Here is a 23488-nt window from a genome sequence, read left to right on the forward strand (position 1 = left end):
CTTACCCTAGATATCTAATTAATTTTTATAGTTTTTTTTGTAGCCTAATATTACAAGAATACAGCAAATAACGCGCGATTACTTTTGTTAATAATTATTACAAAGATAGCCTTTTATCGTGTGATATTTGTGACTAACGTATGTACTTTTTGGAGCTTTCCCATGTTACGCCTTTTAAACAGAATTGCAGTCATTCTTTCTCCGCTCAGATATTTCATATTGTTGGTATCTTTATTCTCATTAGGCGCAGTAGTCAGTATTATCTTCAATCAATCTGTTGATACAGATGTGTACCTGCCAGCCTTGATAACATTGTTTGGTTGGAGCTGTTGCCTGTTTGGTATCGTATCCTGGTTTACTGAGTTACCCGAACATCACAGTTGGCAACATGGTTTTTTTACCCGCCAAAGGCTTCGAATAAAGCGCTCGCTTGCCTGGTTACTAGGGTTGTTATTTACCCTCTGCTCAACAGGGTTGCTTTATCTGACCTATTCTTCTGTAAGATTAAGCCTTATCTCGTAATTTATAATACCGACCGTTCAATTTACACCTGCACAAATTGGCAACAAATACGCATAGAAGAGGCACCACCTATATCCAATATTATCAATAGGTTACATTAACCTTGTTAACGCCTTGTAAACAACAAAACCTACCCTAAATTTGCAGCTAAACTATTAATAAAGATTTAACACTAATTTACTTGATTTGATTATTTTTTGTGCATTATGGTTAGCGTGTCAGAAACAAGGGGAGCCAGATATGAGTCTGAAAAAAAGCTATTTAAAATCAAAGCCAGTATGTAAAGTCACCTTTCGCCTGAGCAGCGAAGAAGCAAAGGCTGCGAACAGTGTAAAACTAGTAGGAGAGTTTAATGATTGGGACGATACGGTTTCGCCCATGAAGAAACTCAAAAGCGGCGAGTTCACACAAACCGTCGATTTAGAGGTAGGGAAAAACTATCAGTTTCGTTATCTGCTGAACGAGTCAGAATGGGAAAACGACTGGCATGCCGACGCATATGTGCCTAATGGCATGCCAGGAGAAGACAATTCGGTTGTGAGCGTGTAGCCCACGCAACGAGGAAAGTGCACCTTAAAGTGCGCTTTCCAGTTCCGGTAATACCTCGAACAAGTCGCCAACAAGCCCATAGTCGGCAACTTGAAAGATAGGAGCTTCTTCGTCTTTGTTGATAGCAACTATTACTTTGGAATCTTTCATGCCCGCAAGATGCTGAATGGCGCCAGAAATTCCCACTGCGATGTAAAGCTGCGGCGCAACAATCTTACCTGTTTGCCCAACCTGCATGTCATTCGGTACAAAACCAGCATCAACCGCGGCTCGCGAGGCACCGATGCCGGCATTGAGTTTATCGGCAATACCTTCCAACAAGGCAAAGTTTTCGCCGTTTTGCATACCACGACCGCCAGAAATAATAACGTCTGCTGCCGTAAGTTCCGGGCGCTCAGATTCTGTTAACTGCGCAGATACGAATGACGACTTCTCAGACGCGCCACTACTCTGTAAATTTTCGATACTGGCACTGCCCTCGGCATCAGCAGCATCGAAAGCGGAAGCTCTTACTGTCAGTACTTTTACGGTATCTGATGTTTTCACAGTGGCAATAGCATTACCCGCATAAATAGGTCTGACAAAGGTGTTGTCAGATTCTATCTCGATGACGTCTGAGATCTGCGCCACGTCAAGCAATGCTGCCACGCGCGGCATAAAGTTTTTACCGGTTGTTGTTGCAGCAGCCAAAATATGGCTAAAGCCAGACGCATTATCCAGTACCAGCTTGGATACAGATTCAGCCAATTGATGCTCGTAAGCGGCATCATCGGCTACTAATACTTTCGACACGCCTGAAATCTTAGCGGCTTCATCTGCAACTTGTGAACAGCTCAAACCCGCCACCAAAACGACAATATCACTGCCATTTGATTGCGCAATTTTAGTAGCTGCATTGACCAGTTTATGGGTTTCTGCTTTTAACTGTGCGTTATCGTGCTCTGCATATACTAAGATACTCATGAAATCACCTTCGCTTCGTTTTTAAGCTTGTCTACTAACTGAGCCACACTGTCTACCTTAATACCACCTTCACGTTGTGCAGGCGGCGTGACTTTAATGACTTCAACATTTGAGCTTAGTGCAACACCAAAATCTTCTGCGGCCTTAACGTCTAATGGCTTGCGTTTGGCTTTCATGATGTTAGGCAGTGAGGCATAGCGAGGCTCATTTAATCGCAGATCAGTCGTTACAATGGCTGGCAGTGATAAGCATACCGTTTGCAAACCACCATCAACTTCACGTGTTACTTTTGCCTTGCCATCTTCAACAACAACCTCAGAGGCAAACGTGCCCTGCGGCAAATCACACAATGCCGCCAGCATCTGGCCAGTTTGATTGTTATCAGAGTCAATGGATTGCTTTCCTAAAATGACCAAATCAGGTGTTTCCTGTTCAACCACTTTGCTCAGCAACTTAGCAATTTGAAGTGAATCAAGGCTTGCTGACGTTTCAATTTGAATACCTCTGTCGGCCCCCAACGCCAGTGCTGTTCTAATTTGTTCCTGACAGGCTTTATCACCAACAGAAACCACAACAACCTCGGTTGCCTGGCCTTTTTCTTTCAGCCTAACGGCTTCTTCAACGGCAATTTCGCAAAACGGATTGATGGCCATTTTCGTATTGGCAAGATCAACGCCAGTGCAGTCAGGTTTGACTCTAACCTTCACGTTGTAATCAATGGCTCGTTTAACGGGTACAAGTATTTTCATTATGACCTCATTAAGCTGTAGGGTAAGGTTGTTATGAAAGCAATACATCTGAATTTTGTGCTAATTCGCTAAATCAGAAGTATTAACAACATAAGAATTTGGAATGTACTTACTGTTGACGTAAACGTCAACCTGAATTACCTTCTTGTCCAATATAGTGCGTAAAAAATAGTATAAATAGAGGGCTTTTGTATGGAACGTGAATCGATGGAGTTCGATGTCGTTATTGTTGGAGCCGGTCCTTCGGGTCTGTCAACCGCCATTAAACTGATGCAGTTAGCGCAAAGTGCAGAACAAGAGCTGATGGTGTGTGTTGTCGAAAAGGGCTCTGAAGTAGGTGCGCATATTTTGTCTGGTGCCGTATTCGAAACACGCGCGCTGGATGAGCTTATCCCCGACTGGAAAGAAAAAGGCGCGCCGCTCAACACGCCAGTAACGGGTGACGATATTTACCTTCTTCGTGACGAACAGAAAGCCACAAAGTTACCTTCGCCGATTACACCAAAAACCATGCACAATGACGGTAACTATATTGTTTCTATGGGTAATGTTTGTCGTTGGCTGGCAGAACAGGCTGAAAGTCTGGGCGTAGAAATTTTCCCAGGATTTGCCGCCTCTGAAGTTTTGTACAATGATGATGGTAGTGTAGCCGGTGTCATTACTGGTGACATGGGAATTGCTGCAGATGGTAGTCAAAAAGATGGTTATATGCCAGGTATGGAATTACGAGCAAAAACCACCGTTTTTGCAGAGGGCTGTCGAGGCCATCTTGGCAAAGAATTAATTGCAAAATACGCACTGGATGAAGGTAAATCACCACAGCATTACGCTATTGGGTTTAAAGAAATCTGGGATATTCCCGCATCGCAACATCAGCCAGGCCTAGTTGTACACACGGCGGGATGGCCGTTAACAGATGCTACCGGCGGGAGCTATCTCTACCATGCTGAAAACAACCAGGTCTTCGTAGGACTCATCGTTGACCTTAATTACAAAAACCCCCATTTAAGTCCATTTGATGAATTCCAGAGGTTGAAACATCACCCTCTCATCAGCGGAACCTTAAAGGGTGGCAAGCGAGTCAGTTATGGTGCGCGTGCTATTGCAAAAGGCGGCTTTAATTCACTGCCCAAAATGACGTTCCCCGGTGGTATGTTAGTAGGATGCAACGCCGGTACACTTAATTTTGCCAAAATAAAAGGTAATCACACAGCGATGAAGTCAGGCATGCTTGCTGCGGAAGCCATCTTCAATCAATTAAACGACACACAAACCGAAGCGCTATTTAAACAATCCTGGCTCTACGATGAGCTGTATCGGTCAAGAAATTTTGGTCCCGCTATTCATAAATTAGGTACCTTCTGGGGTGGTGTCTTTAACACCATTGATCAGAATATTTTTTCCGGCAAGTGGCCAGGCACCCTGGTCGATTTACACCAGGACCATGCCGAATTAGGTGAAGCCAGTCATTATACTAAAATTACTTATCCAAAACCCGATGGTGAATTGAGTTTTGATAAGTTATCGTCTGTTTTTCTTTCAAATACTAACCACGAAGAAGACCAGCCTTGTCATTTGCAAATTAAAGATAACGCGATTCCCATCTCAGTTAATTTGCCAAAATACGACGAACCCGCACAGCGTTATTGCCCAGCCGGGGTTTATGAAATTGTGAATGATGAAAATAATGATCCGCAACTGCAAATTAATTCACAAAACTGCGTACATTGTAAAACCTGTGATATTAAAGATCCCAGTCAAAATATTCGTTGGGTGGTACCAGAAGGCGCTGGTGGTCCTAATTATCCCAACATGTAACAATTTTTAATTAAGTCAATCGTTTTTAAATAATTGTTCATTATAATTAGGCTTTCAAAATATAGGTATTGAGAAGAAAAATGACTGAATTTTTAGACATACTTACACATGGACGACGTCTACAAGGGGCAGTGAAAAACTTGTCAATTGAAGAACTTGAATCAGTTCTTGGCAAACTGGAATCATTAATTGAAAAAAGAAAGCAGTTAGCAAAAGAAGAAAAAGCAAAACAGAAAGAAAAACTTGAAAAAATTGCATTAATTAAAAAGCAAATGCAGGAAGCTGGTGTAGATATCTCTGATTTAGAATCAGAAACTAACGCACCGAAATTAAAGAAAAAGGGTAAAAAACGCCCTGTAAAATACCGTCTGAAAGACAATGATGGAAATACACACGAATGGACAGGCATAGGTAGAATGCCAGTGGTTTATAAAAAAGCCTTGGAATCGGGCCAAAAGCTGAGCGATTTTGCAATTTAACTCCTTGATATGAAAATAGGTAAGGCGGCCTAATGCCGCCTTTTTATTATGCTTAATTTTGATAAATTCACAGCCTCAAAGAAAAACGCCCCCAAGGTGGTCCTCATCCATGGTTTATTTGGCGATAAAGATAATCTTTCTGCTCTGCGCAAAAGCCTGCAGGACGAATACCATGTGTTGGCAATTGACCTCCCCAATCATGGTGCCTCTGAACATATTGATAAGTGGTCATTCAAGCAGGTTGCTGCGCTGCTGAAGAAAACGTTTGACGCAATTGATTTTAAACCCGATGCACTGGTTGGGCACTCACTTGGCGGCAAGGTAGCTATGGCATATGCCCTAGAATACCCCAACGATTTGGCCTGTGCCGTGATTGCAGATATTGCACCTGCCAGTTACCCTGCCAGGCATGACAATGTGTTTAATGCTCTCAATGCCGTTGCAGCAAAATCCATAAATCAACGAGCCGAGGCGAGTGATATTTTAAGCGCGACTCTCAAAGAAAAGGCTACACAACAGTTTTTGCTTAAGAGTTTTAAAAAATCTCAAACAGGATGGCATTGGCAGTTTAACTTAAAAGGTCTGGAGTCAGATTATCAGGCATTAAGTGGTTGGCCCTATGATACGCAGAGTACACAAACAAACATGCTCTTCGTAAAAGGTCAAGAATCAGACTATTTGACTACGTGTCACACAGATTCCGTGAATCGACATTTTCCAAACGCCAAGGTAAAAGTGATCGCAGGTACCGGGCATTGGCTACATGCAGAGAAACCGGTAGTGTTTAATCGAATTGTGACGCAATTTTTACAGCAAACCATAGTGTAAACAGACTTGAAAAACGGTATTCTGCGCCCCATTTGTGGTAACCTTCGCAAAACTAGGCGGTAACAGATTCAAATGCTGGCAGAAAACTACGAACTTATAGAAACTATTATGCTCAATTTTGGGCTAGTAGGCTTGTTTTTACTGATGGGTTTTGCAATACACGATGTATTGAAAAAGAATAATGTGCCCAAGGTGGGAAGGTTTGTTGCATACGGTGTTTTAATGCTTGGCGCAATGGGCTTTCTGGCAAAAGGCATTATTCAGATTTTTTGGCAATCCGGTGGTATTGGTTAGATTAATTAGGGTTAGAGGATAGTTATGGCGAGTGTTGGCCTTTTTTTTGGGAGTGACACGGGTAACACAGAGCATGTTGCCAAAATGATTCAAAAGGAATTGGGTAAGCAGTTGATTGACGTGCATGATATTGCAAAGAGTACCAAAGAAGAAATCGCTGATTTCGACCTTCTTATTTTTGGTATTCCTACATGGTACTACGGAGAAGCGCAGTGCGATTGGGATGATTTCTTTCCCGAGTTGGAAGAAATTGACTTCCAAGACAAGTTAGTGGCTATTTTTGGCTGTGGCGACCAGGAAGACTATGCGGAATATTTTCTTGATGCCATGGGCATGATCAGAGACATCGTTGAACCCAAAGGCGCGATACTTGTTGGTCAATGGCCAACAGAAGGTTACGACTTTGAGGCCTCTAAAGGCATGGCTGATGATGATCACTTTGTTGGCCTGGGTATTGATGAAGATCGTCAACCGGAACTTACTGAAGAACGCGTGAAGGCATGGTGCAAACAAATTCACGAAGAGCTCTGCTTGAGTGAGCTTGCGTAGTAAAACGGCGTCATAAGGCGCCGTTTTTATATCGTAAACTGCAGTACAGCTTGTTTTAACTTATCCATTTCTTGAGAAATCTCTTCCGTCATACCGTTTGCTTCGCGAGTACCATCTGCACTGGCATTAGCGAGTGACACTATATTGCTCAAACTGGCAGCCACTTGGCTAAGTAATGCATCCTGCTTTTCAGTATCAGAGACAATACTTTGATTAATCTGCATTAAGCTGTGAATGATCTCGGCAATGCTGCTAACTTGCTCGGAGACATCCTGACTAAGCTTCACGCTGTTCTCAGCCTGCTCACTACCCTCTGCTATTGCTTTAACGGCCTTGCTGGCATCCTGCTGCAACCGACTGATCATATTTTCAATCTCTTCCGTTGAGTTATGCGTTCGAGTCGCCAAGGTTCTTACCTCATCTGCCACAACAGCAAATCCACGTCCTTGCTCGCCTGCCCTGGCGGCCTCAATAGCCGCGTTCAGTGCCAACAGGTTGGTCTGTTCGGCAATGGTCTTAATAACGTCAAGAATACTACCTATGTTGCGACTGTTCTCGTCAAGCTGGTTTATGATCGCGGTAGACGAACGCGCTTGCTCTGCTTGCTGATTTGCCTGAGCCAGATTTTTATCAACCAGTGCGGCAATGTTGTTGCTTTGCTCCGTCACCATTTTCAATGAATGTGTTGCATCATTAATTTGTGAGAGGTTACTGTGACTGGTGTCACGAATTATCTGAGTATTCTCTGAAATAGTGTTTATTTGGCTACGCTGCTCATCAACTTGAGAGAGGCTCTTATTACCCAACTCAACACTGTGTTTGGTCATATCATCAAGCTTTTCTTCCTGGCTCAATATATTGCCAACTAAGCTACGTAAACTGCTGGTAAGCATATTCACTTTACGGGCCAAATCAGTAAATTCATCATTGCCCTCTTCCTTGAGGTTTCTTGATAAATCTCCACCACTTAATCTGGTAAGGCCTTTGTTAATTCGCGCTAGTGGTTTTGCGATGCTTCGTGTAGCCATAAACGCCAAAATAAACGCCGCAGATAAGCCCAAAACAGAGATCACCACGTTTCTGATCACATTTGCCTGAACAGTATCAACAATATTGTTTTGACCTTCTAGCGTTTGTCGGTTTACCAATGCCAATACCGCATCAATATTTGCGATTGCAGCTTCCAATTCGATGTTCTTGTCACGTTTAGACTGATTGGCTTGTTCCATGCTGCCAATTTTTTCCTTTTGCAAGGCAAATACACCCTGCGGCCCCTCAAACGCGTCTGTCAGCAAGTCATTTTGTTCAAGGAAAAGTGTGACTGTCTCTTCAACATCATCTACACCATCAGTGATCCTGAGTAGGTAGTCTTTGTCTACATTAATATTGCTTAGCTGTATTTTGATGTCTTCGATGAGAATCTCACTCTCCTCCCGAGTAAGTACTTTTTTAAATTCACTCATACCATCAGTGAGTGTGAGAAGCTTGTTATCAATATTCGTGCCCACACCTATGATGGTATCAAAGCTCCCATCGCCGGAATCTAAATAGCTCATATCTAACATTAGGGCTGAGGCCTCATCAGCGAACAGCAGTGTTTCCTCAAGTTTAGCCGCCATCGAATTTTGAATAATCAATTGCTGCTGTAATGCTTGATACATAGACTCGGAGTATGACAAATACAGATTGATTTTATCGCTAGCATCCTTGAATTCAGTGCTGTCTATGCGACCCTGCAGTGACGTCAGCAAACCAGATAACTGGTTAGACGAAACAGAATACTGCGCCATGTTCCGTTCGAGTTCATCAAGATTATCGAGATAGAACGCATTTGAGGTAATTACAGACAACTCAAGCAGGTTGGCTTTGATGGCAACCGTGCCTGATTGAACTGGCATCATTTCTTCGGCAACCATTAACGCCGAATCGCGTATGTCTCTGAGACCAAAATAAGACAGTATGCTGGTGAGTAACAGCAAACAGCCGAACAGACCAAACCCATAGGTTATTTTTTTAACAACGGTTAACTGCATCGTCACGCTCTTCTCTTATATTTATTGTATTTTCGGCGCATATCATACCTCTTTATACGCACATTGATGAAAATGACAACATTTAGTTAATATTTCGGCAACGAAGCGGACATTTTTAAAGATTATCAATCGGATGCTTTTAAATCTTGCCGCTTTCACTATAATAGCAATACTTTTTCAAACGCGCGAAATTGGTCATGGATCATAATAAAGAACTAAAAAAAGCAGGCCTGAAAGTGACTCTTCCAAGATTAAAAATCTTGGAAATCCTGCAAGAGCCGAACAACCAACATATTAGCGCTGAAGACGTGTATAAACTGCTTATAGAGCAAGGCGAAGAAATTGGGTTGGCCACTGTCTACCGCGTATTAAATCAGTTCGACGATGCTGGAATACTTAATCGCCACCATTTTGAAGGTGGTAAATCAGTATTTGAAATAAGTCAAAAGGCGCATCATGATCACCTAGTCTGCCTAAAATGCGGCAAAGTGATTGAGTTTGAAGACCCTATTATTGAAGAACGCCAAGAGCAAATAGCGGCAAAACACAACATCAAACTGACTCACCATAGCCTGTATTTGTATGGTGAGTGTCAAAATGAAGAAGATTGCAATGGCGTTGACGGCTAATTTTGTCTAGAGCGTGAATTTGACATTATCAAGGGCATTGATTGCCCTTTCCCAGTATTCTCCAGCCCGACCATCACCAATCAGATGCCCGTCAACCTGACTAACCGGTGCGATTTCTTTAGTTGAGCTGGTCAACCAGACTTCATCGCTGCGTAATAACTCCTCTACCGTCAACACACGTTCCTCTACGGGAATATGGGCGCTTTTGAGCGCTTGGATCACACATAACCTAGTAATGCCTGGCAACAGCTGCAAATCCAATGGCGGCGTAACAACAATGCCGGCAATCACGGCAAATACATTACACGAACTGGCCTCGGTAACCTGACGGTGTTCATTGTACAAAATCGTTTCAGCTAGCCCTTGCTCTGCCGCAGCCTGATAATGCAACACATTGCCAAGTAGTGATGTTGATTTGATGTGACAACGCTTCCAGCGCTTATCTTCGCTTAACCCAACCTGAAGACAGTTTACGTTCTCGCGTTGTTTTGGTGGAGGCGGTGGAATATCAAATGAAAATGCAAAGACGGTGGGGGTTATCCCTTGTGGAAAAGCGTGATGACGTTTTGTATCTGCACCACGGCTAACATGGAGGTAAATAGCGGTATAATCGGCGGGTTCATCCCCTCGCTGATTGTGTGTAACCACATCAATAATCAGGCTTCTCCATTCCTCCGACGTCTTGTTCACATGCAACTTTATGTCTGACAAGCCTCGCGTTAATCGCGATACATGCGCATTGAGTGCCACCGGTTGCCCCTTGTGAACAGGGATCACTTCGTACACCCCGTCACCGTATAAAAAGCCACGATCAAGCGGAGAAATCTTCGCCTCTTCGAGTGCCATCCATTGGTCATTTAAAAACGCTACTGTCATGAGAAATTCTATTTAATTCGTTCTATTACGCTCAGATTGTAATATGATACTGCACCTTAGAAATAGCGGTAATAACAGAAATCATGACAGACATAACCGGACTGCATAACACGTGGACAGTAAAGGATATTCTGCCCACTGGCTATTGGCTTCACAATGAGACGTTAGGAAAACTCTTTTTACCTACAAAAAATGTCGATACCGAATTGCAATCTGGTGACAAAATTGAAGCGATTGCCACCCACGATGAAAACAACAACCCAGTAGCAGACACCCGTATACCTGAATCAGGCCTAAATGCACTATATCTGCTTACCGCAAAAGACGCGATTAAGACAGGAGCGTTTTTTACTTGGGCCATGACCAGAGACTTATATGTTCCTAAGAAATGGCAAGAGTCACCTATCAACCCTGGCATGAAATATCTGGTTTATGTTTTTGTTGACCCGCAAAGCCAGAAAATTGTTGGTGCGACTAAACTACACAAATTTTACCCAGAAACCAGTGAATGGTTGAAGGTAGATCAAGATGTTACTCTTACCGTCTTTGCCAAGACCGATTTGGGTTACAAAGTGCTTATTGACGATACCGCACTTGGCTTACTGTTTCACAGTGATGTTTCTGTCAGTTTGCGTATTGGCCAGGAGGTTCCCGGTGTCATCAAAAATCGTCGCGAAGATGGCAAACTTGATGTGGGATTAAAAGGGCAAACCCGCGAAAACAGAAACGACCTTCAGTCTGCTATTTTGGACGATCTGGCTGCTCACGGTGGTTTATCAACACTGACTGATAAGAGCTCGCCTGATGATATATTTAAGCGTTTTGGCGTCAGTAAAGGTGCCTATAAAAAAGCCATTGGCAACTTATATAAAAACAAAAAAATAGCCATTTCGAAAGACAGCATCACACTACAAAAAGGAAATTAACACATGAAAGCGACAGTTGAGTGGGACAAAGATCTGAGTTTTACCTGTACCAATGAACGAGGTGATACCCTAACACTTGATGGTAATAAACAGGTAACCTCCCCCATGGAGGCCGTTTTAGAAGCAGCAGGTGCCTGTTCGAGCGTTGATGTGGTTGAGATCCTTAAGAAAGGCAGGTTTTCCCTAACAGGTTGTCGCTGTGAGCTGTCTGCAACTCGGGCAGATTCGCCGCCACAAGTTTTTACCAAGCTGCACGCTCACTACATAGTGTCAGGTGAAGACCTTACTGAAAAAGCCGTAGAACGCGCTGTCGCATTGTCAGTCGATAAATACTGTTCTGTTATGAAGATGCTTGAGCCATCAGTAGAAATCACCACAGAGTTTACGCTTATTCAAGCCACCAGTTAGGCGTTTGTACGCCCGTCTGGCGGCTTGTTTACCAAACAGCACTAGCGGGTTTCTGTGGTTAAAAATGTATGTACCTGACGTGCATTACGGCGTTTGGAAAAATCAATCAGGCCTTTTCCGTTGCACTTCAGGCCATCTGACTGAACCACTCGCCTTAGCACATCTTTTTCACTGCCAGCAATCCGTCCAACATGGCGTGATAGACTGGCTTTTAATATCCGTAGATCATCCAACACCACGGCACGACAAAAACTTGCATACTGCAGATCGCCAGAGTAGAGATATGCCTTATCGTTGGCTAAGATAGCCGTAGAATATCCCATAGCTACAATCAACGAAGCCACGGCCCATTTTTTCTTTACGTTTTTCATAGGTTTCCCCTTGATTAATTGTTAGCGTGCAGATTTAGCGCAACTGCACACTTCAATTAATGGCTCAAAAAACAAACACTTTCTGTTGTTTTTGTGTTTAAAGCCCGTGAAAAGAACGTAAAAGGGAAAAGACTAGCCATTTGATAAAAAGCTAAGCAGTTGTTTAATAGTTATTTTTTGTAAAATCCAAAGATGATTAAGCTATAAAAAAATAGCTTATAAGAAGAAAGTCGTATCAAAAAAAGATAACTTTGTGGCCGTTTAAAGATAAAAAGCGCGTCTCAATGCGCGCTTTTTAAACGTTTATTTACAAGATTACTCGTATTTCCGCTCGACTTTGGTTTCTATGGTATCGATATACGCATGCCATGATGCATAACCAATAAGCGGCATCAGTAAGATAAAGCCGACAAATCCTGTTAAAAATCCAATTAGCACAGTAGTAAAAATAATACCGCCCCAAATCATCATAGGTACCTTGTTCAACCACACGGCATTGATACTAGTAAGCACTGCGGTGCCAAGGTCAACCTTACGCTCCATCAATATAGGCTGAGTAAACGCACTTAAAAAGAACACAATAACCGTAAATACAGCGCCTACTAACGTGCCCAGCACCAAGAACGGTAACAGAGATTCTAAGGTATTCTCCATGTATGAGGGATACAAGGCGTGAATGATCGATGCAACACGAAGCCAAAAGATCATGAGCACCATTAGCATAATGCCAAAACCCCACTCATTCACGGCGTTGCGCTTGATGGCTCTTAAGGAATGGCGTAATGAGGGTTTGTGACCTTTCTCGAATTCCCAGCTAACATCATAGAGTCCTGCCGCCAAAAATGGGCCAATTAGCATAAACACCACAATGGCGGGCAAAATAACCAAATGCCATCCCGTCATCGCGACTAAGTAGGTGATGAACCAAGGGATCAAGGCAAAAAATATACCATAGAAAACAGTAATTCCAGGCGCGCGCATTAGATCTCTAAGGCCCAGTGACAACCATTTAATGGGGTCACCAACATCGAGTTCCTTGCACTGGATAACGCGTGCAATACCACTGTCAGTAATCGCATTGTGTGGTGTTTCTTTAAAATGATGTGACATAGATACCCTCGCAGTGTGCCAAATTGGGTTTCATTAAAAGAAATTGTCAGGCGGTTGGATGGGCTCAGTTATCGTGACTAAAAATCCATCGCCATATTATCTACGATAGCGTTAACTGAATTAGTTCACAAATTTTTTACATTTATTTTTTACCAGGGATCGAATATTTTCGCAGGTTGCCAGTAAATAGCACTTGAAAAGTGTCGATGCAATGCCTCATTAAGCTCACCAAAACGTGTGATGCGCTCATCCTCGCCCGTTAGACATTGTCTGATAAAACGATGACAATTATTGTTTAACACATGGTAATCAGAATATTGATAAATCTTGGATACAGCGCGTTCAACGGCGGTGGCGTCATATAATGGATTGCGGGACTGATCGCAGGCAATATAGATTTTTTCGCCACTGCGATCATCCAAAAAACGGGCGGGTGACACTGCTCGTATTAGCCCATTGCCCTTCAGCTCAACAATTCGGCCATCAACCCAAATTCCAGAATGTTCAAAAATTTCGTAAATCCCGCAACAGACAATTGAACCGTCTTTTGGTTTTACACGTGTGGGATCATCACCAGGGTAACAACCAATGATCCCCTCTGACTTTTGTTGCTCCTTCAATAGGTGATTGCCGGCAGCCAATGCAGCTATTCCAGCACCAATCCAAACTAAAGGTAACGGCATAACTCACCTATATATAAAAATGACGTTTCTGTTCTTTGTCATAGTGAAATAGTTTTTCAAATTTGGCAAAGCGCAAATTGTAAGCAAATGCGAGATGCGATACTCTGATCACCCTGTAAATCAAGTATAAAACTGCATGAAACCTGTTGAAAAATCGAACAAATTAGATAATGTTTGTTATGACATCCGCGGTCCAATTGCACATAGAGCCAGACAAATGGAAGAAGAGGGACACCGTATTCTAAAACTGAATATCGGAAACCCTGCCCCGTTTGGTTTTGCCGCACCCGATGACATTTTGAAAGACGTCATTCATAACTTGCCCACTTCACAAGGCTATTCAGATTCAACGGGAATATATGCTGCACGTGTTGCTGTTATGCAATACTACCAACAAAAGAATGTTCGACACATCGCCATCGATGATGTGTTTATTGGCAACGGTGTTAGCGAGCTAATCATGATGGCAATGCAAGCACTGCTAAACACGGGTGATGAAATTTTGATCCCCAGCCCAGACTACCCTTTATGGACTGCCGCCGTAAGTTTGTCGTCTGGCAACCCAGTTCACTATCGCTGCGATGAGCAAGCCGGTTGGTTTCCAGATATCGACGACATTAAAAGCAAAATTACGGCTAATACCAAAGCGATTGTACTTATTAACCCCAATAATCCAACAGGTGCAGTGTATAGCAAATCGTTACTTGAAGATGTGGTTAAAGTGGCCAGAGAACACCAATTAGTGGTTTTTTCTGACGAGATTTACGACAAGATATTGTACGACGAACACCAGCACACCTGCATTGCCTCGCTGGCCGATGATTTGTTATTTGTGACGTTGAGCGGGCTGTCTAAGAATTACCGCGTTGCGGGCTTTCGCGCGGGCTGGATGGTAGTAAGTGGGAACAAAAGAATCGCAGCGGATTATATCGACGGGTTAAATATATTATCGTCAATGAGAATGTGCGCCAATGTGCCATGTCAGAGTGCCATTCAAACAGCGCTGGGTGGTTACCAGAGTATTGACGACCTCGTGGTTGACGGAGGCCGGTTAAAAATACAAAGAGATCTGGCCGCTACCCGACTCAATGAAATCGAGGGGATAAGTTGCGTCACGCCAAAGGGTGCCATGTATTGCTTTGCCAAAGTAGATGCTAAGAAATTTAACATTACCGATGATGAAAAAATGATTTTTGACCTGCTCAACAGTGAAAAGATCCTGCTTGTTCATGGTCGCGCGTTTAATTTGTTTGAGGGTGTATATTTCAGGCTAGTTTTTCTACCTCATTCCGATGAGCTTCGCCCTGCAATGGACAGAATTGCGTCGTTTTTCAGTTACTACAAACAAGTCAGGTAGTTACACATTATGAAGCAAAGCACGTTTTTAGCTTGGATCATGCGTATGCCGTTGATCAAGCGCTGGGCATTAATGCATACGGTTAAAAGGGAAAACATTGCAGAGCACAGTCATCAGGTAGCGGTTATTGCACATCTACTTACTGTAATAAAGCGGGACATGTTTGGTGGAAGTTTAAGCCCCGAAAAGGCAGCGACGGTAGCAATTTATCACGAAATATCTGAGTCAAAACTGCAGGATATTAATCATGTGACTAAGTACCACAACCCGGAACTAACACGTGAATTTAAAAAGCTCGAGAAAATATCTGAACAGGAGTGCCTAGCTTCGCTTCCAGCAGCATTGCAGGGCGCGTTTTCGGATCTTATTGTTCAGGATGATGTGGCCCCTGAGTATAAGCGTATCGTAAAAGCTGCAGATATCATTTCGGCCTATCTCAAAGCCTGTGATGAAATCAGGTTTGGTAATACTGAATTTACGAAAGTAAAAGAGCGTCTCACCCTTATGCTCGCTGAATTTGAACGTGATATGCCGGAGGTAAATTATTTTATGAATGTTTTTGCTGACAACTGTCTGGTCAGCGTTGATGAGTTATCTGAACAAGACATATAAACAATAGAGGTGGGTAACCGGTATGCAAACAAATCCATGGCATGAGCGCCACCTTCCCCGGGCAGAAAGTCGCGACGGCGACCACCGCTCACCCTATCAAAGAGACAAGGCCCGCGTATTACACTCCGCCGCGTTTCGTCGTCTGCAGGCTAAAACACAGGTTCTCGGCGTTGGATTAAGTGACTTTTACAGAACGCGACTTACCCACTCATTAGAGGCAGCGCAAATCGGTACTGGTATTACGGCTCAGCTTATGCAGAAGCATCCCGCTAAAACAGCTGAACTCGACGTTGACGAGCATTTAATTGAAACCTTATGTCTGGCTCACGATATTGGTCACCCTCCCTTTGGTCATGGCGGAGAAATTGCGCTGCATTATATGATGCGTCATTACGGCGGATTTGAGGGCAATGCACAGACCTTTCGTATCGTCACTAAGCTGGAGCCCTACACTGCGCAAAATGGTATGAACTTAGCTCGCCGCAGCGTGTTGGGTCTCATCAAATATCCGAATTTTATTGATACCCTGAATCGACACACAATCACTGAGGAAGCTGATCATTCATTGCGGCAAGTCAGGGCATCAAACTGGCACCCACCCAAAGGGTTATATCGGTGCGATGAAGCAATGTTTGACTGGCTTTTAGCCCCCTTGTCCAGTAGCGACAAAGACAGCTTTATGTGTATTGAAGAGAAAGCACAAGGTCATGCAAAAACACGCAGTAAGTCGTTTGATTGCAGCATCATGGAATTGGCTGACGATATTGCTTATGGGATCCACGACTTAGAAGACGCTATCGTAATGGGCATGGTTAAACAAAGTGCGTTTGAAGAGGCCGTTGTTGAATCAATACAAAATCTTAATGTCCCTTGGCTTTCTGAACACATTCAGCGCATACCTGAAAAGCTGTTTAGCCACGAGCATCACATTCGTAAAAATACCATTGGAGCTTTGGTAAATTGTTTCATTACTGCCATCCACATCGAAGAAGACGACCGCTTTGAACACAGCTTACTTCGCTACAACGCGGCGTTTCCCTCTCCCTTTCAGGCAGCCTTAGACGTATTTAAACGCTTTGTATATCAGCACGTGATAAGAAAGCCAGAGATTCAGCTACTTGAATATAAAGGCCAACAGGTGGTCATGGAGCTGTTCGAGTCGTTTAACTCTGATCCGGAACGGCTATTGCCTCTCAACACACGAAACCGGTGGCATACAGCGATGAAACAGGGTAATGGTCCTCGTGTGATTGCCGATTATATTTCGGGTATGACAGATGAATTTGCCTCGCGGCTCTACACCAACATGTTTATACCTAAGCGCGGTGGCACGCATGACACCCTAAGCCTGTAAAAGTGGAAATTTAATCGCACCTATACGGGTCTTATTGCGTATATGTCTATTAAGTTGTTGAACTAGGACAGGAGCGATGGCCCGCAAAACTTTTAAACCCAGTGTAAAGTTAACCGAAAACGATGTAACTGATGAATCTGTATTCAACGACCGCAGAGCACTGCTTAAAAAGTTGGGTTTTGTAGGTGCAGGGGCACTGTTGGGTCAATCCACAGGCGCACATGCCCAATTATTTGACTGGTTTAAAGAAAAACCGAAGATAGACAAAACATTAGAAGCGCTAACATACGATGCCGCGACGCCAACAAAAGACACACTAACACCGTTTGAAAAAGTCACTTCTTACAACAACTTTTATGAGTTTGGCACTGACAAAAGTGACCCAGTCCAGCACGCGCATGCGATGACAGTAGATCCCTGGTCCCTCAAAATTGATGGCCTAGTTGAAAACCCTATTACGTTGAAATATGACGACCTGCACAAGCGGTTTCCTCTAGAGGAACGAATATATCGCCTTCGTTGCGTAGAAGCTTGGTCGATGGTCATCCCGTGGGTCGGCTTTGAATTAAACAAGTTGCTGTCCTTAGCGAAGCCGCTGTCCAGTGCAAAATACGTTGCCTTCGAAACGCTGGCAAGGCGTTCAGAAATGCGAGGTCTCAAAAATCGTTTTGTTGGCGGAGGAATTGATTACCCTTATGTTGAGGGCCTGAGGATGGATGAAGCCATGCACCCTCTTACGCTCATGGCAGTTGGATTATACGGAAAAACACTGCCCAACCAGAATGGCGCACCTATTCGATTAGTAACGCCGTGGAAGTATGGCTTTAAAAGCATTAAGTCTCTGGTAAGAATACGCTTAACGGACAAACAGCCGCCCACTACCTGGAATATTCTGGCGCCCCAAGAGTACGGATTTTATGCCAATGTCAATCCAAACGTTGATCACCCCAGATGGAGTCAGGCAAGTGAGAGGAGAATTACATCGGGTGGTTTGTTTAATCAGGAGCGCATCGCAACACAAATGTTTAATGGTTATACAGAAGTCGCCTCTCTTTACAAGAATATGGATTTATCACGGTTTTATTAAGAGTATTTTGTGATTCGACTTTTTAGCAAGCCTCTGCGCTTATCTGCGTTTCAGCGGCGTAGCATCAAAGCAGTTCTGCACTTTGGCATTCTGACTTACATCAGTACCCTGTTTACTTTGGCAGTTCAGGATAAATTAGGCGCAGATCCTGTTAAAGCATTACTTCACGACACAGGTATTGCATCTTTATTGCTACTTTTAGTGTCGTTATCCATATCCCCCGCCGCTAAATGGATACCTTGCGCAGATTTAATGAAATTCAGACGGTTATTAGGGTTATACGCCTTTTTCATGTCGGTCACACACATAGCAACTTATATTGCATTTGAGTTGCAATTTGACCTTCTTGTGGTAATTGAGGATATCATTAAGCGGCCATACATCACTGTGGGATTGTGTGCTTTTCTCATTCTTTTTGCACTCGCTGCCACCTCGCCACACCGAGTAAAACGACGTATGGGTGCCACATGGCAAACGTTACATAATGGTGTCTATGTGGCTTTGATACTGGCTTTATTGCACTTCAGCTGGTCAGTGAAAACGGTGTTGCAAGACCCCCTCATTTATTGGCTTGCAGGTATCATTCTGCTGAGTTACCGGGGCTATGAACGGCTCAAAAGACGGCGGATACGGCGTCAATACAAGCGGTAACTTTCCCGCAAGGCTATGGTTTGTTGAGAGCGATTAATGTTGGCAAAAATTGCTTTTAACCTCTCAACTTCCTCTAAAGAGGTTTGTATACTGGCCGCAACGTAGAGTTCTCTGGTGGCCAACAATGCAACACGTTGCATACGTTCAGCAAGTAACGGATCAAGCGTCTTTTGGGCTCTTTTCCAAATATTTTCGGCCATAACAATTCTGTGTACGCGTTGCTTTACCAGCATACCCAGAAGCTGTTCAGTGGTTTCTACGGTAATAACACTGTTTCGATGTACACCGAGACTAGTTTCCAGCATTTTTACGTTTGTCCGGTCCAATGAGCTACTCACAGCATACGCAAGAGTGTCTTTATGTGTGTCTAACTGTGGTTCCTTAAGTTCCCACACATATATAGACATGTCATCAATAGCACCAATCCAATGATATTTATCTTCTCTGTCTGACGTTCGCAACATTGAAAAAATAAGCACATTTGGCTGAGATTGCGCCTTGCGCATTGCACGTGACCATGGCAAAAGTTCAATCGTTAACGCTAAGTTTGCAGATTTCGCCAAACTTTCTACTAATTCGGTGGAATAACCCACCGCCCTGCCTTTTTCCATGTAACTATAGGGCGGAAAATTCTCAGTGACAGCAAGCCATTTGTGATCAGTTTCTGCAATAGACTGTGAAGAAAAGCAAAATATTGTGAGTGCAACTTTGCTCAGCAAAATACAACGCAGTCTTGTCCACTTCAGGAATGTCATAATCATCTACTACCTACTGCCTAAGGGCCCTAATCAACCAGAACCACCCTTGTTTATACAGCATAACGCAAAAAAACGTTTAATTGATTGTCCCTTGAAAGTTTTACGTCAGCAGAAAAAAAATGTGTAAATAATCAACAAAACCACTTGCATGTTTTTTTATACAGTACTACTGTATACCCATACACTGTACATAAATACATAGCGAGGTCAGTATGACATCTACCAATGTGCTTCAATTGCCTGTAACGTGCTCAGCCCAAGGTGTCGAGAATCAAAAACGATGGTCGTACCTTATTGCAGACTCTGTGGCTTTTAATAAAGACATTGATTATGGCATTCGCATTCAGAAACCCAACGAAGAAAAAGTACCTCAATGGATTTCTAAACTTATTACCAGCGGTAAGTGCAATTCTATTTATGTTGAAAACTTGCACCTAAAAGACAGTGAACACAGTAAAATAGAAAAGTTGTGCCACAGACACAATGTTAGCTTGTTTAGTCTTTCTGTTGTTCAACCGTCAGAGACGAAGGTTGTAAAAGGCCCTTGGTAGCGGAATCTATGTTGCCCAACCAGGTTAGGTAGTAAATAAATAATGGCTACCTAGCCTTTTTTGTCTGTTTTAGCCCATTATATGTCAATAATGACAATAATCCTGAACAGGCATTTGCACTAGTATAATGACACACAACTACCTTGAAATTAGGTGAACGTATGTCGTCCCCTCTTATTAATCAATTTGAAATGCCTTTTCAATTGTATGACGTTTTGGCCGTTGAACAGCTCTGCCAGCATCAAGACTTTTCGGAACATAGCAAAGAAACCTTCGATGCGGTCATGGATACGGCCGAAAAAATGGCCACTCAGTTGTTCCTTCCACACAATCATGTTGCTGATCAAAATGAGCCTACCTTTGATGGCAAAAGAATCACCATGATGCAGGAAGTGAAAGCGGCTTTTGATGCCTATCGCGAAGCTGGATTTATAGCCGCTAGATACCCTTTTGAAGAAGGCGGCATGCAGCTGCCTGAGACAGTAAACATAGCCTTATCCAGTTACTTTATGGCTGCCAACCCATCATCAATGGCTTATCCATTTTTAACTTCAGCGGCAGCAAACCTGCTCTCCCATTTTGCAGATGACGGTATTAAACGCGCCTTTTTACCAAAAATGCTCAGTGGTCAATACACAGGGACAATGGCATTAACAGAGCCTCATGCAGGTTCTTCCCTAGCAGACATTCGCACCACGGCCACCAAGCAGGACGATGGAAGTTATCGAATAAAGGGTAATAAAATCTATATATCAGCAGGGGATCATGAACTTGCTGACAATATCGTGCATCTTGTATTGGCAAAAATTCCAGGAGGTCCTGCCGGTGTAAAAGGAATTTCATTGTTTTTGGTGCCAAAGTTTCGGCTCAATAAAGACGGTTCTGTTGGGGATAGCAATGATGTGGCGTTAGCCGGTTTGTTACATAAATTAGGGTATCGGGGAACAACCTCTACAGCACTTTCATTCGGTGAAAATAACGATTGTCATGGTTACCTAGTTGGAGAGCCACATTGCGGCCTAAAGTATATGTTTATGATGATGAACGAAGCCAGAATTGCAGTAGGTTACGGTGCCGCTATGATTGGCTATCGTGGTTATCGTTACTCCCTGTCCTATGCGCAGGAGAGAACACAAGGTCGTATTGCTCCTCATGATAAACCTAATGATCCCCCTACTCCCATCGTAAATCACGGCGACGTAAAACGCATGCTATTAGCGCAAAAAGCCTATTCAGAGGGAGGCATTGCGCTGTGTTTGTACGGGGCAAATCTTATAGACAGAAAAAGAATTGCATCTGATAGCGATGAGCAAAAAGACCTCGCAGAGTTACTCGATTTACTGACTCCTATCGTAAAAGCCTGGCCTTCTGAATACGGCGTTAAGGCAAATGATATAGCGATACAAGTTTTAGGTGGTGCTGGCTATATGCGCGAGTACATGGCAGAGCAATTCTGGCGAGATAACCGGCTGAATCCCATACATGAAGGTACTAATGGTATTCAGGCCCTCGATTTAACCTTCAGAAAGTTATGGCAAGACAATGGCAAAGGACTAAGCGTACTGCAACGCGAATTGATTAATGACTTAGCAAAAGTAGACACGCCAAAAGCCGCAGTGCTGGTCACAAAGCTCACACCTTACCTTGAAAAACTTCGCGTTTTATTGGAGCACATGGCTAAGAGCATGCAGTCAGCTAGCGCGATGACCCTCAGTGGAAACGCACAAGCAGTGATGAATGTAATGGCCGGAATTGTTGTTAGTTGGATGTGGTTAAGACAAGCTGCAATCGCTGAAAAATTATTGGCAGGCCAACACTCCGAAGAGAAGACAAACTTCTATTTGGGCAAGTTACAGGCCGCAAAATATTTTATTAATTGGGAGTTGCCGCTTATCGACAGAGACATCAGCGTGCTCATGGAAGATGATGCTACGTGTGTAGAGACGCGAGAAGGCTGGCTATAAAAAAAAGAGGCTCAGCGCCTCTTTTTTAGTATTCCCACCAACATTCCTGCCACCACTCTAGGAATTCCTCAAAGTCGATGTATCCATCGTCGTTGGTATCGATAAGCCTAAAGCCTTCTTCAACAACGCTGACTTTCGTTTTTGGAGATAACACTGTGAGCATCTCCACAAACTCTGACAGGTCTATCTGGCCATTTCCATCTCTGTCAAAAAACGTAAAGTCTTTGCGTATTTCTTCTACTTTTTGATCTGAAAGTTGAGTATCCACTCAAGAATCCTCTTTACGACACTTTTGAGAAGTGTACCTCTCCCACTTTCAGGTGTCTACGCATCTTTTGCAGCTAACGCTCTCAAACGTTGCGCCTCGGCTTTTTCTTGTCGGCGTTGCACCGTCAACTCATGAGCCTCACTGCCAACGTGCGCTTCATTGCGCTCCCTTGCTAGTTGCACCTGCTTTTCCCTTTCTCTGAATCGTGCAATCTGTTCTTCACTATGTGTGCCATAACAATGTGGACAACTCACCCCTGGCTCATAGTGTTCACTATTCTTATCGTCTTCTGTTATTGGTAAGCGACAAGCGTAACACTGATCATAGTGACTCTTTTCAAGCTGGTGATTGACAGCAACCCTATTGTCAAACACAAAACAGTCGCCTTTCCACAACGAAGACGCTTCTGGCACATCTTCCAAATATTGAAGAATGCCACCTTCTAAGTGATAAACTTCCTCAAAGCCCTGCTCTTTTAGGTATGCAGTAGATTTTTCACAACGGATCCCACCTGTACAGAACATAGCGACCTTTTTATTTTTAGCAGGATCTAGCTCATTCTTAACGTATTCTGGAAACTCACGAAACGTCTTAGTATTTGGGTTGATAGCATGCTCAAATGTCCCGATCTCAATTTCATAATCGTTACGCGTGTCTATCACGGTCACGTCTGGATCACTAATTAGCGCATTCCACTCAGACGGTTTAACATAGGTCCCCACCGTTTCTCTGGGATCGATCCCTTCTACACCCATTGTCACTATTTCTTTTTTAAGTTTTACCTTAGTACGGTAAAAAGGTGGATTGTCGTGAAGCGATTCCTTGTATGAGATAGGATTAATGCGCGGATCCGCATTCAAGTAGCCTAGCAGATTATCAATTCCTTCACGTGGTCCAGAGACAGTGCCATTGATACCTTCACTGGCAAGTAACAGCGTACCTTTTATTTCATTGTCAAGCATCACCTGAAGCAGGGGTTGACGCATAGATTTGTAGTTTTCAAGTGCAACGAACTTGTACATCGCGCACACGATAGTTTTAGACATAGTTATACCTTTTGCGATTTGGAACGTAAAACCAGAGCAAAAATTGCGGCGCG

The 23488-nt window shown here is 43.4% G+C and carries 27 protein-coding genes; 17 read left to right on the forward strand and 10 right to left on the reverse strand.

The window, feature by feature from the left end; all coding sequences use genetic code 11:
- The first annotated feature begins 162 nt into the window (after positions 1–162).
- Both DRW07_RS08265 and DRW07_RS08270 read left to right on the forward strand, forming a co-directional pair.
- Entirely contained in the window at positions 163–522 is a 360-nt protein-coding gene (locus DRW07_RS08265) for a hypothetical protein (RefSeq protein ID WP_124027399.1), read from the forward strand.
- Between the two features lie 240 nt (positions 523–762).
- A complete protein-coding gene (locus tag DRW07_RS08270; RefSeq protein WP_124027400.1) occupies positions 763–1071 on the forward strand; it encodes an isoamylase early set domain-containing protein in 309 nt (102 codons plus the stop codon).
- 24 nt (positions 1072–1095) lie between these two features.
- On the opposite strand, the gene DRW07_RS08275 is transcribed toward DRW07_RS08270, so the two are convergent.
- Together DRW07_RS08275 and DRW07_RS08280 are read right to left on the reverse strand one after the other, a co-directional pair.
- Complete coding sequence (locus DRW07_RS08275) at positions 1096–2034, reverse strand: electron transfer flavoprotein subunit alpha/FixB family protein (protein ID WP_124027401.1); 939 nt, start codon at positions 2032–2034, stop codon at positions 1096–1098.
- Positions 2031–2783 carry an electron transfer flavoprotein subunit beta/FixA family protein gene (locus tag DRW07_RS08280; protein WP_124027402.1) on the reverse strand — a complete coding sequence of 251 codons (753 nt, stop codon included), beginning with the start codon at positions 2781–2783 and terminating at the stop codon, positions 2031–2033. The genes DRW07_RS08275 and DRW07_RS08280 overlap by 4 nt, the downstream gene beginning before the upstream one ends.
- Before the next feature lie 192 nt (positions 2784–2975).
- Here DRW07_RS08280 and DRW07_RS08285 point away from each other — a divergent pair, with 192 nt between their 5' ends.
- The 5 genes from DRW07_RS08285 to fldA all read left to right on the forward strand — a co-directional run bounded on the left by DRW07_RS08285 (position 2976) and on the right by fldA (position 6751).
- Complete coding sequence (locus tag DRW07_RS08285; RefSeq protein WP_124027403.1) at positions 2976–4601, forward strand: electron transfer flavoprotein-ubiquinone oxidoreductase; 1626 nt, start codon at positions 2976–2978, stop codon at positions 4599–4601.
- Positions 4602–4681: 80 nt separating this feature from the next.
- A complete protein-coding gene (locus DRW07_RS08290; protein ID WP_124027404.1) occupies positions 4682–5080 on the forward strand; it encodes an H-NS histone family protein in 399 nt (132 codons plus the stop codon).
- 48 nt (positions 5081–5128) lie between these two features.
- On the forward strand, positions 5129–5908 hold the full coding sequence (locus DRW07_RS08295) for an alpha/beta fold hydrolase (protein WP_124027405.1): 780 nt from the start codon (positions 5129–5131) through the stop codon (positions 5906–5908).
- Between the two features lie 72 nt (positions 5909–5980).
- Entirely contained in the window at positions 5981–6202 is a 222-nt protein-coding gene (locus DRW07_RS08300) for a DUF2788 domain-containing protein (protein ID WP_124027406.1), read from the forward strand.
- 24 nt (positions 6203–6226) lie between these two features.
- Positions 6227–6751: a flavodoxin FldA gene (fldA, locus tag DRW07_RS08305; RefSeq protein WP_124027407.1), complete on the forward strand. Its 525-nt coding sequence runs from the start codon at positions 6227–6229 to the stop codon at positions 6749–6751.
- Between the two features lie 26 nt (positions 6752–6777).
- On the opposite strand, the gene DRW07_RS08310 is transcribed toward fldA, so the two are convergent.
- The gene (locus DRW07_RS08310; RefSeq protein ID WP_124027408.1) at positions 6778–8784 is read right to left on the reverse strand and encodes a methyl-accepting chemotaxis protein; all 2007 of its coding nucleotides are present in this window, start codon (positions 8782–8784) and stop codon (positions 6778–6780) included.
- A gap of 197 nt (positions 8785–8981) precedes the next feature.
- On the opposite strand from DRW07_RS08310, the gene fur reads away from it, so the two are divergent.
- A complete protein-coding gene (fur, locus tag DRW07_RS08315; RefSeq protein WP_124027409.1) occupies positions 8982–9413 on the forward strand; it encodes a ferric iron uptake transcriptional regulator in 432 nt (143 codons plus the stop codon).
- 6 nt (positions 9414–9419) lie between these two features.
- Here the strand turns inward: fur and DRW07_RS08320 are convergent, their stop codons facing one another.
- Positions 9420–10289, reverse strand: a complete 870-nt coding sequence (locus tag DRW07_RS08320) for an aminotransferase class IV (protein ID WP_124027410.1) — start codon at positions 10287–10289, stop codon at positions 9420–9422.
- An 83-nt stretch (positions 10290–10372) separates the two neighbouring features.
- Between DRW07_RS08320 and DRW07_RS08325 the strand changes: the two genes are divergently transcribed.
- Together DRW07_RS08325 and DRW07_RS08330 are read left to right on the forward strand one after the other, a co-directional pair.
- Positions 10373–11215, forward strand: coding sequence for a CvfB family protein (locus DRW07_RS08325; RefSeq protein ID WP_124027411.1), 843 nt, complete (start codon positions 10373–10375; stop codon positions 11213–11215).
- Between the two features lie 3 nt (positions 11216–11218).
- The gene (locus DRW07_RS08330; protein ID WP_124027412.1) at positions 11219–11623 is read left to right on the forward strand and encodes an OsmC family protein; all 405 of its coding nucleotides are present in this window, start codon (positions 11219–11221) and stop codon (positions 11621–11623) included.
- Between the two features lie 41 nt (positions 11624–11664).
- On the opposite strand, the gene DRW07_RS08335 is transcribed toward DRW07_RS08330, so the two are convergent.
- From DRW07_RS08335 to DRW07_RS08345, 3 genes are all read right to left on the reverse strand, one after another.
- Positions 11665–11994 (reverse strand): hypothetical protein, encoded by a 330-nt coding sequence (locus DRW07_RS08335; protein ID WP_124027413.1) that lies wholly within the window; start codon positions 11992–11994, stop codon positions 11665–11667.
- A 315-nt stretch (positions 11995–12309) separates the two neighbouring features.
- On the reverse strand, positions 12310–13104 hold the full coding sequence (locus tag DRW07_RS08340) for a DUF2189 domain-containing protein (RefSeq protein WP_124027414.1): 795 nt from the start codon (positions 13102–13104) through the stop codon (positions 12310–12312).
- A gap of 149 nt (positions 13105–13253) precedes the next feature.
- On the reverse strand, positions 13254–13787 hold the full coding sequence (locus DRW07_RS08345) for a C40 family peptidase (RefSeq protein WP_124027415.1): 534 nt from the start codon (positions 13785–13787) through the stop codon (positions 13254–13256).
- A 136-nt stretch (positions 13788–13923) separates the two neighbouring features.
- On the opposite strand from DRW07_RS08345, the gene DRW07_RS08350 reads away from it, so the two are divergent.
- The 5 genes from DRW07_RS08350 (at position 13924) to DRW07_RS08370 (ending at position 18848) form a co-directional block, all read left to right on the forward strand.
- Positions 13924–15144 carry a pyridoxal phosphate-dependent aminotransferase gene (locus tag DRW07_RS08350; RefSeq protein ID WP_124027416.1) on the forward strand — a complete coding sequence of 407 codons (1221 nt, stop codon included), beginning with the start codon at positions 13924–13926 and terminating at the stop codon, positions 15142–15144.
- A gap of 9 nt (positions 15145–15153) precedes the next feature.
- Positions 15154–15756: a 5'-deoxynucleotidase gene (gene yfbR / locus DRW07_RS08355; RefSeq protein ID WP_124027417.1), complete on the forward strand. Its 603-nt coding sequence runs from the start codon at positions 15154–15156 to the stop codon at positions 15754–15756.
- A 22-nt stretch (positions 15757–15778) separates the two neighbouring features.
- The gene (locus tag DRW07_RS08360; protein ID WP_124027418.1) at positions 15779–17110 is read left to right on the forward strand and encodes an anti-phage deoxyguanosine triphosphatase; all 1332 of its coding nucleotides are present in this window, start codon (positions 15779–15781) and stop codon (positions 17108–17110) included.
- Positions 17111–17186: 76 nt separating this feature from the next.
- Positions 17187–18197, forward strand: coding sequence for a protein-methionine-sulfoxide reductase catalytic subunit MsrP (gene msrP / locus DRW07_RS08365; protein WP_124027419.1), 1011 nt, complete (start codon positions 17187–17189; stop codon positions 18195–18197).
- A gap of 9 nt (positions 18198–18206) precedes the next feature.
- Positions 18207–18848: a protein-methionine-sulfoxide reductase heme-binding subunit MsrQ gene (locus DRW07_RS08370; protein ID WP_240630544.1), complete on the forward strand. Its 642-nt coding sequence runs from the start codon at positions 18207–18209 to the stop codon at positions 18846–18848.
- On the opposite strand, the gene DRW07_RS08375 is transcribed toward DRW07_RS08370, so the two are convergent.
- Positions 18833–19609, reverse strand: coding sequence for a substrate-binding periplasmic protein (locus DRW07_RS08375; RefSeq protein ID WP_124027420.1), 777 nt, complete (start codon positions 19607–19609; stop codon positions 18833–18835). The two genes, DRW07_RS08370 and DRW07_RS08375, sit on opposite strands and share 16 nt — an antisense overlap.
- A 209-nt stretch (positions 19610–19818) precedes the next feature.
- Here DRW07_RS08375 and DRW07_RS08380 point away from each other — a divergent pair, with 209 nt between their 5' ends.
- Both DRW07_RS08380 and DRW07_RS08385 read left to right on the forward strand, forming a co-directional pair.
- Positions 19819–20157: a deoxyguanosinetriphosphate triphosphohydrolase gene (locus DRW07_RS08380; RefSeq protein WP_124027421.1), complete on the forward strand. Its 339-nt coding sequence runs from the start codon at positions 19819–19821 to the stop codon at positions 20155–20157.
- Between the two features lie 161 nt (positions 20158–20318).
- Positions 20319–22121 (forward strand): acyl-CoA dehydrogenase family protein, encoded by a 1803-nt coding sequence (locus tag DRW07_RS08385; protein WP_124027422.1) that lies wholly within the window; start codon positions 20319–20321, stop codon positions 22119–22121.
- A gap of 25 nt (positions 22122–22146) precedes the next feature.
- On the opposite strand, the gene DRW07_RS08390 is transcribed toward DRW07_RS08385, so the two are convergent.
- Together DRW07_RS08390 and trhO are read right to left on the reverse strand one after the other, a co-directional pair.
- The gene (locus DRW07_RS08390) at positions 22147–22389 is read right to left on the reverse strand and encodes an EF-hand domain-containing protein (protein ID WP_124027423.1); all 243 of its coding nucleotides are present in this window, start codon (positions 22387–22389) and stop codon (positions 22147–22149) included.
- A gap of 56 nt (positions 22390–22445) precedes the next feature.
- A complete protein-coding gene (trhO, locus tag DRW07_RS08395) occupies positions 22446–23435 on the reverse strand; it encodes an oxygen-dependent tRNA uridine(34) hydroxylase TrhO (RefSeq protein ID WP_124027424.1) in 990 nt (329 codons plus the stop codon).
- Between the last annotated feature and the right edge of the window lie 53 nt (positions 23436–23488).

The sequence above is a fragment of the Paralteromonas sediminis genome (assembly GCF_003820355.1).
Classification (GTDB): domain Bacteria; phylum Pseudomonadota; class Gammaproteobacteria; order Enterobacterales; family Alteromonadaceae; genus Alteromonas_F; species Alteromonas_F sediminis.

Coding starts and splice junctions, on each gene's coding strand:
- DRW07_RS08265 (WP_124027399.1), top strand. CDS start 163: ATGTTACGCCTTTTAAACAGAATTGCAGTCATTCTTTCTCCGCTCAGA.
- DRW07_RS08270 (WP_124027400.1), top strand. CDS start 763: ATGAGTCTGAAAAAAAGCTATTTAAAATCAAAGCCAGTATGTAAAGTC.
- DRW07_RS08275 (WP_124027401.1), bottom strand. CDS start 2,034: ATGAGTATCTTAGTATATGCAGAGCACGATAACGCACAGTTAAAAGCA.
- DRW07_RS08280 (WP_124027402.1), bottom strand. CDS start 2,783: ATGAAAATACTTGTACCCGTTAAACGAGCCATTGATTACAACGTGAAG.
- DRW07_RS08285 (WP_124027403.1), top strand. CDS start 2,976: ATGGAACGTGAATCGATGGAGTTCGATGTCGTTATTGTTGGAGCCGGT.
- DRW07_RS08290 (WP_124027404.1), top strand. CDS start 4,682: ATGACTGAATTTTTAGACATACTTACACATGGACGACGTCTACAAGGG.
- DRW07_RS08295 (WP_124027405.1), top strand. CDS start 5,129: ATGCTTAATTTTGATAAATTCACAGCCTCAAAGAAAAACGCCCCCAAG.
- DRW07_RS08300 (WP_124027406.1), top strand. CDS start 5,981: ATGCTGGCAGAAAACTACGAACTTATAGAAACTATTATGCTCAATTTT.
- fldA (WP_124027407.1), top strand. CDS start 6,227: ATGGCGAGTGTTGGCCTTTTTTTTGGGAGTGACACGGGTAACACAGAG.
- DRW07_RS08310 (WP_124027408.1), bottom strand. CDS start 8,784: ATGCAGTTAACCGTTGTTAAAAAAATAACCTATGGGTTTGGTCTGTTC.
- fur (WP_124027409.1), top strand. CDS start 8,982: ATGGATCATAATAAAGAACTAAAAAAAGCAGGCCTGAAAGTGACTCTT.
- DRW07_RS08320 (WP_124027410.1), bottom strand. CDS start 10,289: ATGACAGTAGCGTTTTTAAATGACCAATGGATGGCACTCGAAGAGGCG.
- DRW07_RS08325 (WP_124027411.1), top strand. CDS start 10,373: ATGACAGACATAACCGGACTGCATAACACGTGGACAGTAAAGGATATT.
- DRW07_RS08330 (WP_124027412.1), top strand. CDS start 11,219: ATGAAAGCGACAGTTGAGTGGGACAAAGATCTGAGTTTTACCTGTACC.
- DRW07_RS08335 (WP_124027413.1), bottom strand. CDS start 11,994: ATGAAAAACGTAAAGAAAAAATGGGCCGTGGCTTCGTTGATTGTAGCT.
- DRW07_RS08340 (WP_124027414.1), bottom strand. CDS start 13,104: ATGTCACATCATTTTAAAGAAACACCACACAATGCGATTACTGACAGT.
- DRW07_RS08345 (WP_124027415.1), bottom strand. CDS start 13,787: ATGCCGTTACCTTTAGTTTGGATTGGTGCTGGAATAGCTGCATTGGCT.
- DRW07_RS08350 (WP_124027416.1), top strand. CDS start 13,924: ATGAAACCTGTTGAAAAATCGAACAAATTAGATAATGTTTGTTATGAC.
- yfbR (WP_124027417.1), top strand. CDS start 15,154: ATGAAGCAAAGCACGTTTTTAGCTTGGATCATGCGTATGCCGTTGATC.
- DRW07_RS08360 (WP_124027418.1), top strand. CDS start 15,779: ATGCAAACAAATCCATGGCATGAGCGCCACCTTCCCCGGGCAGAAAGT.
- msrP (WP_124027419.1), top strand. CDS start 17,187: ATGGCCCGCAAAACTTTTAAACCCAGTGTAAAGTTAACCGAAAACGAT.
- DRW07_RS08375 (WP_124027420.1), bottom strand. CDS start 19,609: ATGATTATGACATTCCTGAAGTGGACAAGACTGCGTTGTATTTTGCTG.
- DRW07_RS08380 (WP_124027421.1), top strand. CDS start 19,819: ATGACATCTACCAATGTGCTTCAATTGCCTGTAACGTGCTCAGCCCAA.
- DRW07_RS08385 (WP_124027422.1), top strand. CDS start 20,319: ATGTCGTCCCCTCTTATTAATCAATTTGAAATGCCTTTTCAATTGTAT.
- trhO (WP_124027424.1), bottom strand. CDS start 23,435: ATGTCTAAAACTATCGTGTGCGCGATGTACAAGTTCGTTGCACTTGAA.